This window comes from Bellilinea caldifistulae (assembly GCF_001306055.1).
GTDB classification, from domain to species: domain Bacteria; phylum Chloroflexota; class Anaerolineae; order Anaerolineales; family Anaerolineaceae; genus Bellilinea; species Bellilinea caldifistulae.
Map to the genome: position 1 here is coordinate 95,561 of NZ_LGHJ01000011.1, position 16,091 is coordinate 111,651.

General features: G+C 57.6%; 13 protein-coding genes. 3 read left to right on the forward strand and 10 right to left on the reverse strand.

The window, feature by feature from the left end:
- Window positions 1–39: 39 nt before the first annotated feature.
- The 8 genes from AC812_RS05075 to AC812_RS05110 all read right to left on the reverse strand — a co-directional run bounded on the left by AC812_RS05075 (window position 40) and on the right by AC812_RS05110 (window position 8,102).
- Window positions 40–360, reverse strand: a complete 321-nt coding sequence (locus AC812_RS05075; protein ID WP_061919848.1) for an AzlD domain-containing protein — start codon at window positions 358–360, stop codon at window positions 40–42.
- Entirely contained in the window at window positions 357–1,103 is a 747-nt protein-coding gene (locus tag AC812_RS05080; RefSeq protein ID WP_082149259.1) for an AzlC family ABC transporter permease, read from the reverse strand. The genes AC812_RS05075 and AC812_RS05080 overlap by 4 nt, the downstream gene beginning before the upstream one ends.
- Before the next feature lie 129 nt (window positions 1,104–1,232).
- A complete protein-coding gene (locus AC812_RS05085; protein ID WP_062158818.1) occupies window positions 1,233–1,916 on the reverse strand; it encodes a hypothetical protein in 684 nt (227 codons plus the stop codon).
- A gap of 140 nt (window positions 1,917–2,056) precedes the next feature.
- Window positions 2,057–3,055: an ABC transporter permease gene (locus AC812_RS05090; RefSeq protein ID WP_061912750.1), complete on the reverse strand. Its 999-nt coding sequence runs from the start codon at window positions 3,053–3,055 to the stop codon at window positions 2,057–2,059.
- Between the two features lie 11 nt (window positions 3,056–3,066).
- A complete protein-coding gene (locus AC812_RS05095; RefSeq protein WP_061912751.1) occupies window positions 3,067–4,062 on the reverse strand; it encodes an ABC transporter permease in 996 nt (331 codons plus the stop codon).
- 120 nt (window positions 4,063–4,182) lie between these two features.
- Window positions 4,183–5,988, reverse strand: coding sequence for a peptide ABC transporter substrate-binding protein (locus tag AC812_RS05100; RefSeq protein WP_061912752.1), 1,806 nt, complete (start codon window positions 5,986–5,988; stop codon window positions 4,183–4,185).
- Window positions 5,989–6,135: 147 nt separating this feature from the next.
- Window positions 6,136–7,116, reverse strand: a complete 981-nt coding sequence (locus tag AC812_RS05105) for an ABC transporter ATP-binding protein (RefSeq protein ID WP_061912753.1) — start codon at window positions 7,114–7,116, stop codon at window positions 6,136–6,138.
- Complete coding sequence (locus AC812_RS05110) at window positions 7,113–8,102, reverse strand: ABC transporter ATP-binding protein (protein ID WP_061912754.1); 990 nt, start codon at window positions 8,100–8,102, stop codon at window positions 7,113–7,115. Before AC812_RS05110 ends, AC812_RS05105 begins: the two co-directional genes overlap by 4 nt.
- A gap of 243 nt (window positions 8,103–8,345) precedes the next feature.
- On the opposite strand from AC812_RS05110, the gene AC812_RS05115 reads away from it, so the two are divergent.
- From AC812_RS05115 to AC812_RS05125, 3 genes are all read left to right on the forward strand, one after another.
- Window positions 8,346–9,089 (forward strand): serine hydrolase, encoded by a 744-nt coding sequence (locus AC812_RS05115; protein ID WP_061912755.1) that lies wholly within the window; start codon window positions 8,346–8,348, stop codon window positions 9,087–9,089.
- 282 nt (window positions 9,090–9,371) lie between these two features.
- Window positions 9,372–10,544: a hypothetical protein gene (locus tag AC812_RS05120; RefSeq protein ID WP_061912756.1), complete on the forward strand. Its 1,173-nt coding sequence runs from the start codon at window positions 9,372–9,374 to the stop codon at window positions 10,542–10,544.
- Window positions 10,545–10,557: 13 nt separating this feature from the next.
- A complete protein-coding gene (locus tag AC812_RS05125; RefSeq protein ID WP_061912757.1) occupies window positions 10,558–10,836 on the forward strand; it encodes a hypothetical protein in 279 nt (92 codons plus the stop codon).
- A gap of 155 nt (window positions 10,837–10,991) precedes the next feature.
- Here AC812_RS05125 and AC812_RS05130 read toward each other — a convergent pair whose 3' ends face one another.
- Together AC812_RS05130 and AC812_RS05135 are read right to left on the reverse strand one after the other, a co-directional pair.
- Complete coding sequence (locus tag AC812_RS05130) at window positions 10,992–14,921, reverse strand: NAD(P)-dependent oxidoreductase (protein ID WP_061912758.1); 3,930 nt, start codon at window positions 14,919–14,921, stop codon at window positions 10,992–10,994.
- 20 nt (window positions 14,922–14,941) lie between these two features.
- Complete coding sequence (locus tag AC812_RS05135) at window positions 14,942–15,913, reverse strand: sugar-binding transcriptional regulator (protein WP_061912759.1); 972 nt, start codon at window positions 15,911–15,913, stop codon at window positions 14,942–14,944.
- Between the last annotated feature and the right edge of the window lie 178 nt (window positions 15,914–16,091).

A 16,091-nucleotide genomic window follows, 5' to 3' on the forward strand; every position in this document is an offset into this window, starting at 1 on the left:
CCATATAAGTTTATTCTACTTTTTCGCCGAGCAGGCACTTCAGCCCAGCAGAAACTGGAAAAGATAGAGCAACAGCATCCCCCCGGCAATGGTCACAAACACATTCCGGCTGCGCCAGGCGATCAAAATGGCCGCCACTCCCGCCAGCAGACGCGGATTGAACGGCGAGAGGAAAACCTGTCCATCGGCCACCAGCAGTTCAGGCAAAATGATGGCGCTGAGCACCGCCGGAGGCACAAAGCGCAAAGCTCGCACAAACCACACCGGAGCCTGCCAGCGTCCGTGAAGGGCGATAAAGGAAAGCCGGATCATATAGGTCAACCCCCCAGCCATGAAAATAATCAACCAGAACTCGGTCATTGCCGATCACTCCACAAACCGGCGGCAATCCCAGCCAGCGCCGCCAGAATCAAGCCGAGTTTGTAGGGGAGCGCATGTGCCGCGACAGCCGTCACCCCGGCTGTCACTGCTGAAACCAATAACGGCCGCTCCCGCAGAGCGGGCACAACAATCGCAATAAAGGTCAGGGCCAGGGTAAAATCCAGCGACCACCCCGCCGGAATTTGCGCCCCCAGAAAAATACCCAGCGCTGTACTGGCCTGCCAGCATATCCAAACCGCCAGTCCGGAACCCAGTAAAAACCAGTGCGGATGACCCGCCAGGCCGTTCTTTTCATAGTGATGGATGCCGACGGCGTAGGCTTCATCTACCAGCACATACGCCAGCACCGCCTTCCAGGATGCCGGCAGGTGTTTGAGGTAGGGTGCCAGCGAGGCGCTGTACAGGGCATGGCGCAGGTTGACCACCACGGCGGTCAAAACCACCACCGGCCATGGCGAACCGCCGGCGACGAGGTTTACAATCATAAATTGAGAAGAGCCGGCAAACACAATAGCCGACATGGCCTGAGCCGCCCCTGCCGGGAAACCGGCTTTGATCGCCAGCACGCCGTAAATCATACCAAACGGCGCAATGCCGATGAGCAAAGGGAGCGTGTACTGGATTCCTTTGAGCAGCTGTGTTCTTTTCAAAGCCCGGCAATCTTCAATTTGCAACTTTATGGCGGGTACAGCCAGGTAACCCAGAACCGGCCAGGCACTCATTCAACCGGCAAATTTTCTTATACCGGCTTCATAACCGATTGGTTTACGGCTTAACCTGTCCCAATAGATTGAATACCAATTTTTACCGCAATGGGCGGAAAAATGCAATTCTTCTCAAAAACTTGTTTGTCACGGGTACGCCGGGCGGGTGGGCGTGACCGGCGGGGGCGGGTAACCCGGCTGGGTGCGGGTAGCGGTGGGCGGCAGGGGGGTGGCAGTCGGTGGAGGCGTTTCCGTCGGCGGCAATGGTGTGGCGGTGGGCGGCTGAGTGGCGGTTGGCGGCACAGCGGTGGGCGTATGCTGGCGTGGCGGCAAAGTTGGAAGCGACGTTGGCGTGGCAGGCCGACGAGTGGGCTGGGTAACCGGCTGGGTCGGCAGTTGCGCCTCGGTTGGAGTGGGGGTCGTCCCTTCGGTTGGGGTTGGCTGGATTGGAGTGGATGTGGGAAGTTGCGCCGTCGGGCTCGGCGAGGGGCGGGGCGGCGGCGGGGTCACACCGGGCGGCAGGGTGGCCGTCGGTACCGGCGATTGCAGATCTCGGTAAATTGACTCGGCATCCTTACTGCCGGGTACGGCATCCCGCAGGGCATCGCCAATAATCGCCGTCGCCACCACCGGCAGCGGCCGGTCAATCTGGTCGGCGCTGTAATCAGCCGAGCGGATCGAGTGGAGCGCGACCGGGAACAAAACCGCCCCCTGCACGGTAACCCGCGCCGGACTGAGCAGCATCAGCGCCAGCACAAAGACCGCAACCAGACAAACCAGCACGGTCAGCAGGCGGGAAAAGGCATACGGTTGCAGGCGGCGTTTGCCCAAAAAGATCACCTCCCGGTTTGTTTTTAGTATAATACGCGCCGCCCTTCGCGGCTTTACAACCGCTTTTCAATTTCCACTCAAAAAAACAGCCCCTTCTTCCTCGAAGAAGGGGCTTACTCGTTGTCATTTTCGTGGAAGGTCTATTGCGTCCCTTGCAGGCGCGGGTCAAGCGCATCCCGCAGGCCATCCCCCAAAAAAGTGAAAGCCAGCACCATCAACGAAACGCAAATCGCCGGCGGCAGAATCAACCACGGCTGCGCATTGATCGCCGCCTGTCCGTCCAGCATCAAAGCGCCCCACGAGGTGATGAAGATGTCATTCGGATTGGTCGAAGGCGTCAGGCCCAGTCCAAGGTAGCCCAGAATGGCCTCGGTAATGATCATTCCGGGAATGGTCAGCGCCGAAAGGATGATGATCGGCCCAAGGCTGTTGGGCAGCAGGTGGCGGAACATGATCCGCGCATCCGAAGCGCCGATGCAGCGGGCGGCTTCGATGAATTCCTTTTCTTTCAGCGAGAGTACCTGTCCGCGCACCACCCGCGCAAAACCGACCCAGTTGACAATCGCCAGCGCCATAAACAGCAGGAACAGGCCGTTCAGCAACTTGCCAATGAATGTCTCCCGCAAAGTGACCATGACGATGATGAAGAACAGCAAATCCGGGAAGGCGTAGATGACATCCGTAAACCGCATCAGGATGTTGTCGAACTGACCGCCCTTGTAGCCGGCCAGCAGACCGACAACGGAACCCACCAGCACAATCACAATCGTCGGCAGAAATCCCACCACAATCGAAACCCGCGCGCCGTAGATGGTGCGGCTGAGTACATCCCGTCCAAGGTTATCGGTGCCGAAAAAGAACGCCGGGTCGGAGGGTCTGCCGTTTGGTCCAACTTCCATCCAGGCTGGGGGCAAAAAACTCTTGCCGGCATTGGTCTGCAGGGGATTGTGCGGGGCGAGTTGGTTTGCGAAGATGGCCACAAACAAGAAGAAGATGATCACGATCATGCCGGCCACCGCCGCTTTGTTGCGAATGAGGCGGTACCAGGCATCCACCCACAGACTACGCGGTTTGACGGTCATCATGGTCAGGTCGGCAATCTGGGAAGGCGTTGGGTTTACAGAAGGTTTGGTTGCCATGGCCTACCTCCTCAATCCAACCGAATGCGTGGATCGAGAAAACTGTAAACGATATCCACGCTTAAATTGGCCAGCGCAATCAGCACCGCGTAAATCAGGGTTGTACCCATAATCATCGAATAATCGCGCTGACCGATTGCCGTCACGTAGGCGCGCCCCATACCGGGGAAACCGAACATGGTTTCGATAATGAAAGAACCGGTCACCAAAGCTGCCAACGCCGGGCCAAGGATGGTGACAACGGGAATGAGCGAATTCTTAATCATGTGGCGCAGCACCACCACCCGCTCGGCAAGACCTTTGGAACGCGCCGTGCGGATGTAGTCCATGCGCATCACTTCCAGCATTGAACCGCGCATCAGACGCGCCGTGCGCGCCATCGTCCCAAAGCCAAGGATGACGGTAGGCAGAACCCAGACACTCACCTCATCCCAGCTGCGCGGCACAATGTTGACCCACTTGAGGGTCGAAGCAAACAGGATAATCAAAAACAGCGCCATGACAAAATTTGGCACCGAAATGCCGATTGTCACGATGAACAAACTGACATAGTCAATGATGGTGTTCTGTTTAAGCGCTGCAATCACACCCGCCGGGATGCCGATTGCCACCGCAAACAACAGAGCAAACACACCCAACCGCATCGAATAGCCAAAGCGGCTGTACAAAAAGTTTTTCCCCTCAGGGGGCATGAACAGAATTTGCTGAATGGTCAGGCCGCGCATGCGGTAAGAGGGGCCCAGATTGCCACAGACCAATCCGCAAACAAACTTACCTTGTTTGTTGAAATCTCCGATAACATACGCCACATACTGCCGCCAGAGGGGTTTGTCCAGCCCGTAATATTCATTGAGAATGCGCTGGGTGTTTTGATCCACCTGGCGGGCGGTCGTATCCCGATCCCACGGGCCGCCGGGTGCGCTGTGCATCAGGATGAAGGTTATCCCGGATACCACAATAATGACCGGGATCAGCCACAACAATCGCCGAATGAGATATTTACCCATCTACGGTTTTCCCTCATTTCGAGAATTACTCCCTGTCCTTCAACTTCACAGGGGGCTGGCTGGTTCTGCCCGGTCGGACAGAACCAGCCAGTTGATCAAACCGTTGAAAACGGATGTCCCTTACGGGATCATCGAGGTGTCAATGGTGATGGAGAGCGGATCCACATCACCCGGCCATCCGGCGTCCTGCGGGGTGAAGACGATGCCTTTGACCCACGGTTTCACCAGATAGGAGTTGACGTTGTTGACCATGAAGATCACCGCAGCGGTGTCCACCAGCAGCTTCTGAGCCTGATCGTAGTAGGTGAGGCGCTCTTGCGGATCGAGGGTGGTGTCGCCCTTCTTCATCAGAGCATCCATCTCCGCATTGGCGAAGCCATAGCGGCGAGCAAACTCGGAAGTGGACATCCAGTACACACTCAGCCAGTTTTGAGGATCGGGATAGTCGGCGCACCAGCCGAGGTAGAAGACCTGCGGCAGGGTCTCGCGGTTCTTGGTCAGAGCGGTGTAAGCGGTCGGTTCGACCGGATCCAGCTCAACCTTGACGCCCAGATTCTGGCTCCACTGAGCAGCCAGCCACTCGAAGCGGGTGCGGTTGCGGGCAGTACCGGAGAAGGTCAGCTTGATGGGCGGCAGATTCTCGAACGAGCCGTAGCTGGATTTAGCAATTGCTTCTTTGGCTTTTTCCAGATCGAAACCGTAGCGGGTCTCATTCGGGTCATAGCCGGGGAAGCCCTTGGGGATCCAGGTCAGGGTCGGGGAACCAAGCCCTTGCAGGATGTCGGTCACCCACGCTTCGCGGTTGGTACCGTAGGCAAACGCTTCGCGGACTGGCTTTTCGTCAAAGGGCGGCTTGTCCTGATTCATGTAGAAAGCGAAGGTGCAGGAGCCGGGGTAGATTTGGGCTTCTTTGCTCAACACAGGATCCTGCTGGACAACGGCCAGGTCTTCGGCAACCAGCGGGACAATATCGAATTCATTGTTTTTGTAGGCTTCAAACGCCACAGCACTGTCGGTGATGTAGGAGAACTCGATATCGTAGGTGGGAACACCGGCCCAGTAATTGGGATTCGGCACGAAGTAACCGCGCACGAAGGGTTCCAGAGTCTTGACGATGAAGGGGCCATTGCCGATGTGATACTTCGAGGAAGTCCACCAGATATCGCCACCTTCGGCAATCAGTTCTTCCTTGGCGGGGTAGGTCACCCACAGGGAAAGCACGGTGTGCATGAAGGGCGCCGGTTCGCGTTCGGGGGTAGCCGGGTCGCCATCCAGACCGACTTTGAGAATCAGGCAGTCTTCCTGTTCGTAGTCGGTGCAGGGGTTGCCGTTCAGGTCAAGCGCTTTAACTTCCACGCCGTCCTTGAGGGCTTGCAGTTCTTCCTCGCTCAGGTTGGCCACATCGGCTTCGCGCCAGGCCACCGCACCGGCAATGTTGTCGGTGATGGCAGCGTATTCACCGGCAGTGGCCGGGTCAATGTTGCGCAGAATGGAGTATTCAAAGCGCTTGGCGTTGAGGATGGTACCGTCACTGTACTTCAAACCCTTGCGCAGGGTGAAGGTCAGTTCGGTGGCGTCCTCGTTGTATTCCCACTTCTCCGCAGCACCGGGGACGGTGTTCAATTGCCCATCCAGTTTGGTCAGACCTTCGTAGATCAGTTTGAGGTGGGCAATTTCGTTGACGAAGGATGACTTCTGCGGATCAATGATGTCGGGCCAGGAGCCCAGATTGACACGCAGGACGGGCTGTTTGGCTTCGGGCTGCGCAGCAGCTGGAGTAGCGGTCACCACCACTTCGCGCACTTCGCCTTCCACCACCACCGTTTGAACGATGGTTTCGGGGGTTGCAGCGGCCGGCTGGCAGGCAGAAAGCACCATGCTCGCCAGAATCAGCACAGACACAAAAACAAGCAATTTGGAACGCATATCTTTCTCCTCCTAGAGAAATTTGTGTAAAGTGGATACAGGCTTTGAAACCAGGGGGGTTTCTTCAGCAAAACAGGTTGCACGGCTTTCCTCCAGCCATCACCTCCTTTCAAATTTCCAAAACGAAACCAACACGAAGAAGATCCATCAAACCATGTGACAGGCAACCCAGTGCCCCGGCGCCACCTCGCGGAATTCCGGGCGCTGCTCGGCACAGATGGTATCGGCCAGCGGGCAGCGGGTGCGGAAGCGGCAGCCGGAAGGCGGGTTGATCGGAGAGGGAACATCCCCTTTCAGGATAATTCGCTGACGGCGCGCCTCAATCACCGGATCGGGAATCGGCACCGCCGAGAGCAGCGCCTGGGTATAGGGGTGCAACGGGTGATTATAAAGTTCGTGGCGGTCGGCCAGCTCCACCACCACCCCCAGGTACATCACCGCAATACGGTTACTGATGTGGCGCACCATCGAAAGGTCATGGGCGATGAACAGGTAAGTCAAACCCATTTGGGCTTGCAGGTCTTCCAACAGGTTGACCACCTGCGCCTGAACCGAAACATCCAGTGCCGAAATCGGCTCATCGCAGACAATAAAAGCCGGTTGCAGCGCCAGGGCGCGCGCCACACCCACCCGCTGACGCTGACCGCCGGAAAACTCGTGCGGGTAGCGGTTGGTATAAGCCGGGTTCAAACCCACCAGTCGCAGCAATTCTTCGGCGCGTTCCTGCGCCTCTTTCCGGTCAGCAATCCCATGAATGATCAACGGCTCGCCGATGATCTGCCCAACGGTCATCCGCGGGTTGAGGCTGGCGTATGGATCCTGAAAGATCATTTGCATACGCCGGCGCATTTTGCGCAAATCCTCGCCTTTCAGCCCGACCAGATCCACACCCTCGAAAATCACGCTCCCCGAAGTGGGCCGGTACAATTGCAAAATGGCGCGGCCGGTAGTGGATTTACCGCAGCCCGATTCACCCACCAGCCCCAGCGTTTCACCGTGAAAGACATCAAAAGAAACTCCATCTACCGCCCTGACCGCACCGACCTGCCGCTGAATCAACGTTCCGCGCATGATCGGAAAGTGCTTGACCAGATCACGAACTTGAAGCAGAACTTCGGTGCTTGTCATGAACGTTCTCTCCCGGTTTCGGTATCAACCCAACAGGCGGAATAATGGTCAGGGGAAACCTGCATAAGAGGGGGATTTTCATGCCAGCAGCGTTCCACCGCGTACTTGCAGCGCGGTGCAAACGGGCAGTAAGTGGGTTTTTCCAGCAGCACCGGTGGTAACCCATCAATCGAAACCAGCCGACGGCTGCCCGCCTCATCCATGCGTGGCAGGCTGCCGAGCAGCCCAATTGTGTAGGGGTGGGTTGGATGACCGTACAAATCACGCACGGGGGCGGTTTCGATGATGAAGCCGCCGTACATCACCGCCATGCGGTCGGCCAGACCAGCAATCACCCCCAAATCATGGGTGATCCAGATGATCGCCATTCCCAGTTCGTCGCGCAGGCGTTTGACCAGATCCACAATCTGCGCCTGAATGGTCACATCCAGCGCGGTGGTCGGTTCATCGGCAATCAGGATCTGCGGGTTGCAGACCAGCGCCATGGCAATCATCACCCGCTGGCGCATCCCGCCGGAAAACTGGTGCGGATAGTTATTCAAACGATCTTTGGGGTTGGGTATGCCGACTTTGGCGAGCATTTCCGCAACGCGGTCTTCGGCTTGTTTCTGGTTCAGCCCCATGTGCACTTCCAGTGGTTCGGATACCTGCCGGCCAATGGTCAACACCGGGTTGAAAGAAGTCATCGGGTCTTGAAAGACCATGCTGATCTGCGCCCCGCGGATGTGGCGAATTTCCTCATCCGACATGGTCAGCAAATCGCGCCCCTGAAACAGGGCTTTACCGGCCGTGACTTTGCCAGGCGGCGAGGGAATCAGCCGCAGCATGGACATCACCGTCACGCTCTTGCCGCAGCCGCTTTCCCCCACAATTCCCAATGTTTCGCCTTCTTTCAGGCTGAAAGATACCCCATTAACTGCATGGATAACCCCTTCACGGGTACGAAATTGCGTTTCCAGACCTTGCACTTGAAGAATTTCGGGCATGCATTGACCTCTGGATTGGGCAGTGATTCAATTAGGAAAAATTGAGGGGATAATAATAGCCAATTGGTCGAGACACAAGTTGCATTCTACACCTTAAGCGGGGTACTGTCAATTCAACCCCTGCGCCCGAAAGGGACAACAGGGGTGAAGAATTTCCCATTTTTATTGGGAATATGTCATTACTTATTGGATGCTCCGTAAGGTAAAACTAGGAATGAAAGGGTTGAGCATTATAATTACTGTATGTATCATACTCCTTTTTTAGAAGAAATCAATACCCTTAATATCCAATTTTCGTTCTATTTCCGGCACGGCAATACCGCTCCGCTGCATGCCGGTAATGCTCAGCGCTTTCCTGCTGCATCCATCATCAAAATTCCAATTTTGCTGGCCTGGGTACTGCTCGAACGGCGCGGCGAGGTTAACCAGCGGGAAATTTGCTGCCTGGATGACGAACCGGAAGTGCATGGGGCTGGTTTTTCGTGGCTGTTACACGCCCGCCGCCTGCCTTACCACGATATCCTTCTGCTGATGATGGCACTTTCCGACAATCTTTGCACCAATCTGATTATCCGCCGCATCGGCCTGGAACGGCTTAACTCCCTCTTCCGGCAGGAGATGGGATTGACCGCCACCGAAATCCAGCGCAAATTGATGGACTTTGAAGCCCGCCAAAAGGGATTGGATAACTGGATCAGCGCACAAGACTGCATCCGCTTTTTTGAACTATTCGATGCGCTCACCCCCGCCGAAAAAGCCTGGGTTGAGCCGATGTTGCTGGTCAATCAGGATGATCTGCTGCTCAAACGCGACCTGCCGCGCGACGAGGTGGACTTTTACCACAAAACCGGCTCGATTCCCGGCGTCCTGCACGACTGGGGATATACCCGCACCTGCCGCATCTTCCTCTTGACCAGCGGCGCACGAGATGAAACCGCCCTCTACCCCATCTTTGCCCAGGCCGGCAAACTGCTGCTGGAAAAATAAACCCCGACCAAGAGCTTTACTCTACCCCATCACACTGAATTTTTTGGGTTCGATTACGGTCTATTATTGATTGGTTTTATAGAATAAGTTAATAATCTGTTGAATTTCGATTGTTGATATTCTATAATTCAATTAAACCATGTCCAGACAAACAGGGAGGTTTGTCGGCTGGCAGGCCAACGCGCCCCAAAACGCCTGCCTTCACCGCCATCGGTCAACGTTGACCGGTGGCGTTTTTGATGTCGTGGCGCGGCTCTATCCTTTCAATTGGGGAGGTGTTTCATGAAAAAGTTCGTCCATTTGCTCGTAATTTTGCTGGCAGTCGCCTGGCTGCTTGGCAACGGCACCCAACTTGGGCAAGCGCAGGAAGGCAACCCACCCGCTGAAGAAACCAACGCCGAGGGAGATGTCTCCATTCAATCGGCTGTTCAGGGTTACATTCCTGTCCAGGGCCGCCTGACCGATGCGGCTGGCAACCCGATCAACGGCGCTCATCAGATTGCCGTGCGCATCTACGAAGTCCCTACAGGAGGCAGCGCCCGTTGCTCAATCAGTACGCCGGTCAATTTAGATCATGGCCTCTTCACGGTTTTGGTGCCGTGTTCTTCTTCCGTGTTTATCGGAAACGAGTTGTACGCTGGTATCAGCGTGGATAGCGACTCCGAAATGACTCCTCGCCTGACAATTTACCCCGTTCCGTATGCCATGAGCCTGAAACCCGGCGCAATCATCACCAACACAACCGAAGGCCAAAGAGCGCTGGATGTCAAAAGCGATGTGGGCGGCGGTGCCAGCGGGGCTGCCCTGTGGGTGGAAAACCGCAGTACTGCCAACGGCATTGGCGAATGGGTCAAAGCCCGCGGTTCGGATGCCACGCTGGTAATCGAAAACACCAGCAGCGGCTCGTTGCTGAAAGCATTTGGCGGAGATGGCGGCGAGGATGAATTTCAAGTTACCAACAACGGCACAATCCAGGATAAAGCCGATTCGTATATCTTTGTGCCGGCCATTGAGGCAAAATCCACATCGGCAGACGATGTGATCAATTACTACGGCGACGGCAGCATAACCGTTCAATACACATCAACCGGTATCAAAGGGCTTGTCTTTGGTATTCCTTTGCCGGCGGTGTTATACGGTCAACCGGTCAAAGTGGAAGAAGTGACCATTTTTTACGATGTTTCGAATGCGGGTAGTTCAATCAGCCGAACACAAGTCTTCAAGCAATTGACCAGCGGCAGAATCGGTGGTGGGCCGGCGTTCATGTACCTTGTGGACAACCCAACCACCCGCAATAGCACCACCTACACATCCTACTCACTTCCTGTAAACCAGTGGCTCAGCGATGAAACCGGTTTTCTTACGGTTGCGTTGACGATTAACTACAACAGCACATCTCATTTTCTTGACTTCGGCGGGGTGCGCGTGCGGTTAGGGCACCATCCATTGTACTAGGAAGGAACTCACCATGAAAACACGCTGGTTCTTCCTCACTTTTATCCTGTTATTGCTGCTTTCACTGACCCTACCGGCCAGCGCCATGCAATCCGCCAGCTACAAAGTGGACTGGCTGGTGCCGATAACCGGCAGCGGCGGTAACGCGGCTTCATCATTTTACAGCGCCGATTTCACCCTCGGCCAAAGCGTAATCGGCAGCGAGAGCGGGGTAAACACCGCCGACTGCCTGGGTTACTGGTGCGGTTCAGGCGGCGAGTACTCTATCATGCTGCCCTTGATCACCCGCTGAACCCAGCGGCAAAGCGTCCATTAGCGCCCTCTGCAAAAAAAATAAGCCGGTGGTTGGGGAAAACCACCGGCTCTGCAGGGGTATTCATTGATGGGATTTTGTTTGGCTGGTTTGATGCTGCTGTTTCGTCCCCCTGCCCAATTGGTTTGACCGCCTCAGGCTAACATGCTGCCCATCTCTCGCAAGTTCTTCACCACCTCCTCCGGTAGCACGGCAGGCTGCACACCCATCAAGCGGCAGGTGATCAGTTTATGGGCGGTGGTTTCGATCACCTCGGTCATATCCGCTGCGCGGCGCAGGCTGCTGCCCGCCACCACCAGTCCGTGATTCTGCATCAGCACGGCAATGCCGCGCGGCCCCAGCGCTTTTGCCACCGCCTCGCCCAGTTCATCCGTGCCGGGCATGATAAACGGTACCACCGGTATCTCGCCAATGAAAGCCGCCTCGGTCGAAAGCGGCAAGAACGGCGTACCGGTCAGCGCCAGCAGGGTGGCGTACGGCGCATGGGTGTGAACCACCGCCTGTACCTCCGGCCGGGCGCGGTAAATGGCGCAATGCACCCGCCGCTCGCTGGAAGCGCTGTAATCCGACTCACCCAGCGGGTTGCCTTGCAGGTCAATCCGTACCATCATTTCCGGACGTAAATCCCCTTTGAAGATGGCGCTGGGGGTGATCCACACCTCGTCCGGTTTGCCCTCCACCCGCGCGCTGATGTTGCCGCCGGTGGCGGTGATCCAGCCCCGCTCGTACAATTCGCGCATGATTTCGAGGATCTCATCGCGCACATCCCCCGCTTTGCGGATGACCGCCGCAGCCGAGTAAGTTGAGACCGCCGCTTGAGCCGCTGCTGCGGACCCGCCCGCCGAGGCCGGCTGGGCGGGCGGCGCGTTCAACACACTCAGGTCGCCGGGATCGCCTACCGCCTGACGGGCGCGCTGATACGGCGCGCTCAGGTTGATTTTTTGCATGGTCATGGCCTTGGAAGTATCTCCGCTGAAAGAAATTTTCCCGGTCATGGCAGCGCGGGTGGGATTTAACCGGCCGGTGAAAATGCCGTCCAGCGTTTCGGCGGTCATTTTCAAACGCACATCCGGCGGATGAGGGGGATCACCCAAGCCGGCGCGGGCCTCCCCGCCGGCAAAACGCATGTAAAAGGTGATTCCCAGATCTTTGAGGGTGTACTGAAAGGTCACATTTTTATCGCGGGCAAACGCGCGGATTTCGTCATCCTTTTCGATTTCCTCCAAAAAGCGGCTCAGCAAACGCTGGAATTGTCCGGCCGCGCCGTCGGCTGCTAGAAGTGGGGTAGATTGACTTTGCGCAGCCGTTGAAGCAGGCTGGCTTTCTTTGCCAATCAGGCGTTTCAGCCCGCCGAGCAGCCCACCACGCTTTTCAGCTGATTGGCTGGCCGTTTTTTGGGCGGCTTCGATATCGGTAACCCCGGCGGTCGAGGTGTGACGCAGTTTTTCCAACGTCCGGCGGTCGGCGCGCCGCTCCCCCTGCCAGCGAAAATTGTCCAAAACCTGGGGATTGAGCGCATACCGCGGCCGCTCACCGCTCAACAGCCGTTTCATTTCTTCCAAAATGATCTTTCCTTGATGAATGCCGACTTCCTGGGTGTTACCGCCAATGTGCGGCGTGGCAATCACGTTCGGCAGCGCCAGCAGCGGATCATCACTGCCGGGCGGTTCAACCGGAAAGACATCCAAACCAGCCCCGGCCAGCCGTCCGGACTGCAAGGCTTGCAGCAGAGCCGCCTGATCCACCAGCGCAGCCCGGGCAGTGTTGATTAAAAATGCGCCGGGTTTGATTTGCTCAAAAGCGGCCGCATCCAGTAAAGCGCGGGTTTCGTCCGTCACCGCCGCGTGCAGGGTAATGAAGTCGCTGGCGGCCAGCAATTCGCCCAGTTCCACTTTTTGAGCGCCGTACAGCGCAGCCTGTTCTTCGCTGATGTAGGGGTCATACAACAGCACACACGCCTCAAACGGCAGCAAGCGGCGGATGACGCGCTGGCCAATTGCACCGCCGCCGATCACCCCAACGGTTTTTCCCCACAATTCCTTGCCCTGGAAAGCGAAAAAGGCCTGCCCCATCCGTCCCATGTCACCCGCTTCACCGCCCGGCTGGCGTAAAAAGGCGGCAGCCTCCGGCAGACGGCGCGCCAGCATCAGCATCAAGGCAATCGTCAGGTCGGCCACGGCATCGGCATTCCGCCCCGGGGTGTTGATCACCGGCACACCGGCCGCCGTACAGGCCTGCAAATCCACGTTGACCGGATTGCCGCGGCAGGCAAAAATCAGGCGCAGGTCGGGCAGTTTCTCCAAAACTGCCGCATCCACCACGTCCACTTCGGTGACAAATACCGAATAGCCCCGCAGGGCTTCTACCAGATCATCGCCGCTCAGCAAGCGACCCTCGCGGCGGTAACTTGCGTAGGTTACTTCGCCCAATTCGCTCAGCAGGCGCACCGCCTCATCACCCAAATCGGCGGTAACCAGCATGCGCGGGCGAAAATCGCGCGGCAGACTGACTGGCGGTGCGGCTCTGTGCTGCATCGCCTGCACTATGCTGCCGGCTGCGGTTTGATCGGCATCTTCGCGCTGGCGGCGGATGCTGTCCCATTCTCCAAACCATTCGGTGTAAAAACTCACCCGTTCAGCCGGTGGTGAAAAGGTGCGCAAACTTCCGCACAGGCCGCGGGCGGCTTCGCCGAGGGAAGGATAAGCCCCGGCTGCGCTGGCAGCGCACATCGCCGCTCCAAGCCCGGCAGCCTGTGGCGTCCGGCTGACTTCAACCGGCCTGCCGCACACCTCCGCCAGCATCTGATTCCACACCTCGCTGCGGGTCAGCCCGCCGCCTGCCCGGATTTGGGAAGCAACCACCCCGGCTGCCCCTTCGGCCTGTTCGAGATTGAGGCGCATGGAAGCCGCCAGCCCCTCTAAAATTCCGCGTGCCAGACAGGCGCGCCCGGCCTGTCCGGACGGCAGGCTGAAAGTCGAAAAGGTCAGTGAATCAACCGGCAGGCCCAGCGCAGCCGCGTTGAACAGCTGCACCCCCAGCGTGGAAAAAACCCCACCTGCACCCGGCGGGACGGTGGCGGCTTCGCCACACAGCGCAGCCACCGGTTGAGGTGAGTGCGGGTAAAGCACCCCGGCCGCCCATTCGAGGGCGCTCCCGGCCGAACCGGCGTTGCTTTCCACCACATATACATCCGGAAGGAGATGCAGCCCGCACCAGGTACGTCCCTCCGCGTGCAGACGCGGCGCTGAGGTAGTCACCATCACCGGGGCAGTGCTTCCGGCGGCAATCCCGGCCTGTCCGGCAGAGGTGATGCCCGTGCCCAGCAATGCGCTCTGGGTATCGGCGCCACCGGCGGCAACAACGACATCCGGCGGCAAACCTAAAAATTCAGCCGCGCCGGTGGTCAAGTTTCCCAGCCGCCCCCCCGCCCAGACCACGGACGGGAAGATGTGCTCGGGTAAACCCAGCCCCGTGATTAGATCACCCGCCCAGTTGCGCTGGTGTAAATCAAACAGCAGCGATTCGGCAGCCTGCGAAGCTTCGGCTGCCACCACACCGCACAAGCGGTAGGTCAGCCAGTCGCTCAGCGTCAGGGCGTAACGAGCGCGCTCCAGCAACGCCGGTTGATTTTCTTTAATCCACAGCAAACGCGCCGCCATCAGTACCGGGCTGGGGTAGTGACCGGTGCGCTGGTAAAGGTCCCGGCCGCGCGCCTCACCCAGAGTCATGCCCTGCTCAACGGCTCGCGCATCGCGGTTGGGCGCGGCAAACAACACCTCACCGGCTTCGCCGACCAGCACAACGGTGTGGCGCATGCTGACCACCGCAATCCCCCCGATTTCCGCAGGTTGAACGGCGGCACGCCGGATGACCTCGCCGGTCAATTCCCCCAGCGTCCGCCAGATGGTTTCGGTATCCAGATCATAAGCCCAGCCACCCGCCGGCGAAAGCGGGTGAGTCCACGAGCGGTAACCGCTGAAAATCTGTCCGTCAGCCGGGTTGACCAGCAGGCAGCGCCCGCCGCTGCTGCCAGCATCCCAACCGATAAACCACTGTTTGCTCATCGCCTGAACCTCCTCAATGATTAAACTTCTTCAGCATCGCACAACCAGTGTGCAGTAGCCGTATCAGTGACCAGCACATCCACCAGCCCGCTGGACAGAGCCGCCTTTACCGCCGGTCGTTTTGGCTGACCGCCCGCCGCAAGCATTTTCAGGGGAATGCGCTGCAGATCGGATAATGAAATGCCGAGCAGCCGCTGGTGAATGCCGGCCGGCACCAATTGACCCCGCCGGTCAAAGAAATACCCCAGCACATCCCCCACCGCCTGATAGACGCGCAGTTCGTTCAGGTCCTCCTCACCGAGCAACCCCACCTGATATAAAAGCGCAGATTGATCCACCGTGCCGACACTGAAAATAGCCACGTTCGCCTGACGGGCAACATCCAGACTGCGCTGGATAAGCGGGTCGGCCAGCAGATGATCACGGGTAGCCGGTTCACTGACGAAAGTGGGCAGTGGGAGGTAGTATGCTTCTCCGCCAGTGAGCACTGCCAGCCGCGTCAGCACATCAAAGTTGTGGGTAACTTCCACCGGACGAAAATACAGCCCGCCCATCAGGGTAACAAAACGACAGGCGAGCGGCTTTTCCAGCACCAGAAAATCGGGAATGTAGGAAATGGTACGGCTGACCCCAATCCCTACCGTCCAGCCTTCCTGCAACCGCTGAGCCAGCACCATGGCTGCCATTTGGGCTAACGACTGAGCCAGTTCTTCGCCGGTTTGATCCATTGCCGGAACCAGCCAGGCGTCCTGCAGGGGATAACGCTGCAAGAGGGCTTCCACCAGCGGTAGATCGGTGGAAATCGGTCGGATGCGGATTTCGACGATCCCACTTTGTCGGGCTTCCTTGAGGAGCCGGTTGACGGTGATGCGCGAGAGACCCAGCCGCGCACCAATCTCCGCCTGAGTCAGGTCTCGTTCGTAATACAGCCAGGCCACCCGCGCCAGCAGCTGCTCACGGGTGGAGATGTCTTCCAGCGTTGAATCATGCATGTTACATTTGAACCCTTTCTGAACAAATGTTAGCAAATTTTGAAGAAAGATGCAAGTTGTTTTCCAAACTCACCCACCATTTTCAATTCTACTGGTGCAATTCGCCGGTGGATTTTGGCTTGTCATCTCCCCTACTTTGCTCCACAATTAAGTCATTCCGCCTGGGGCGTCTTCCCAC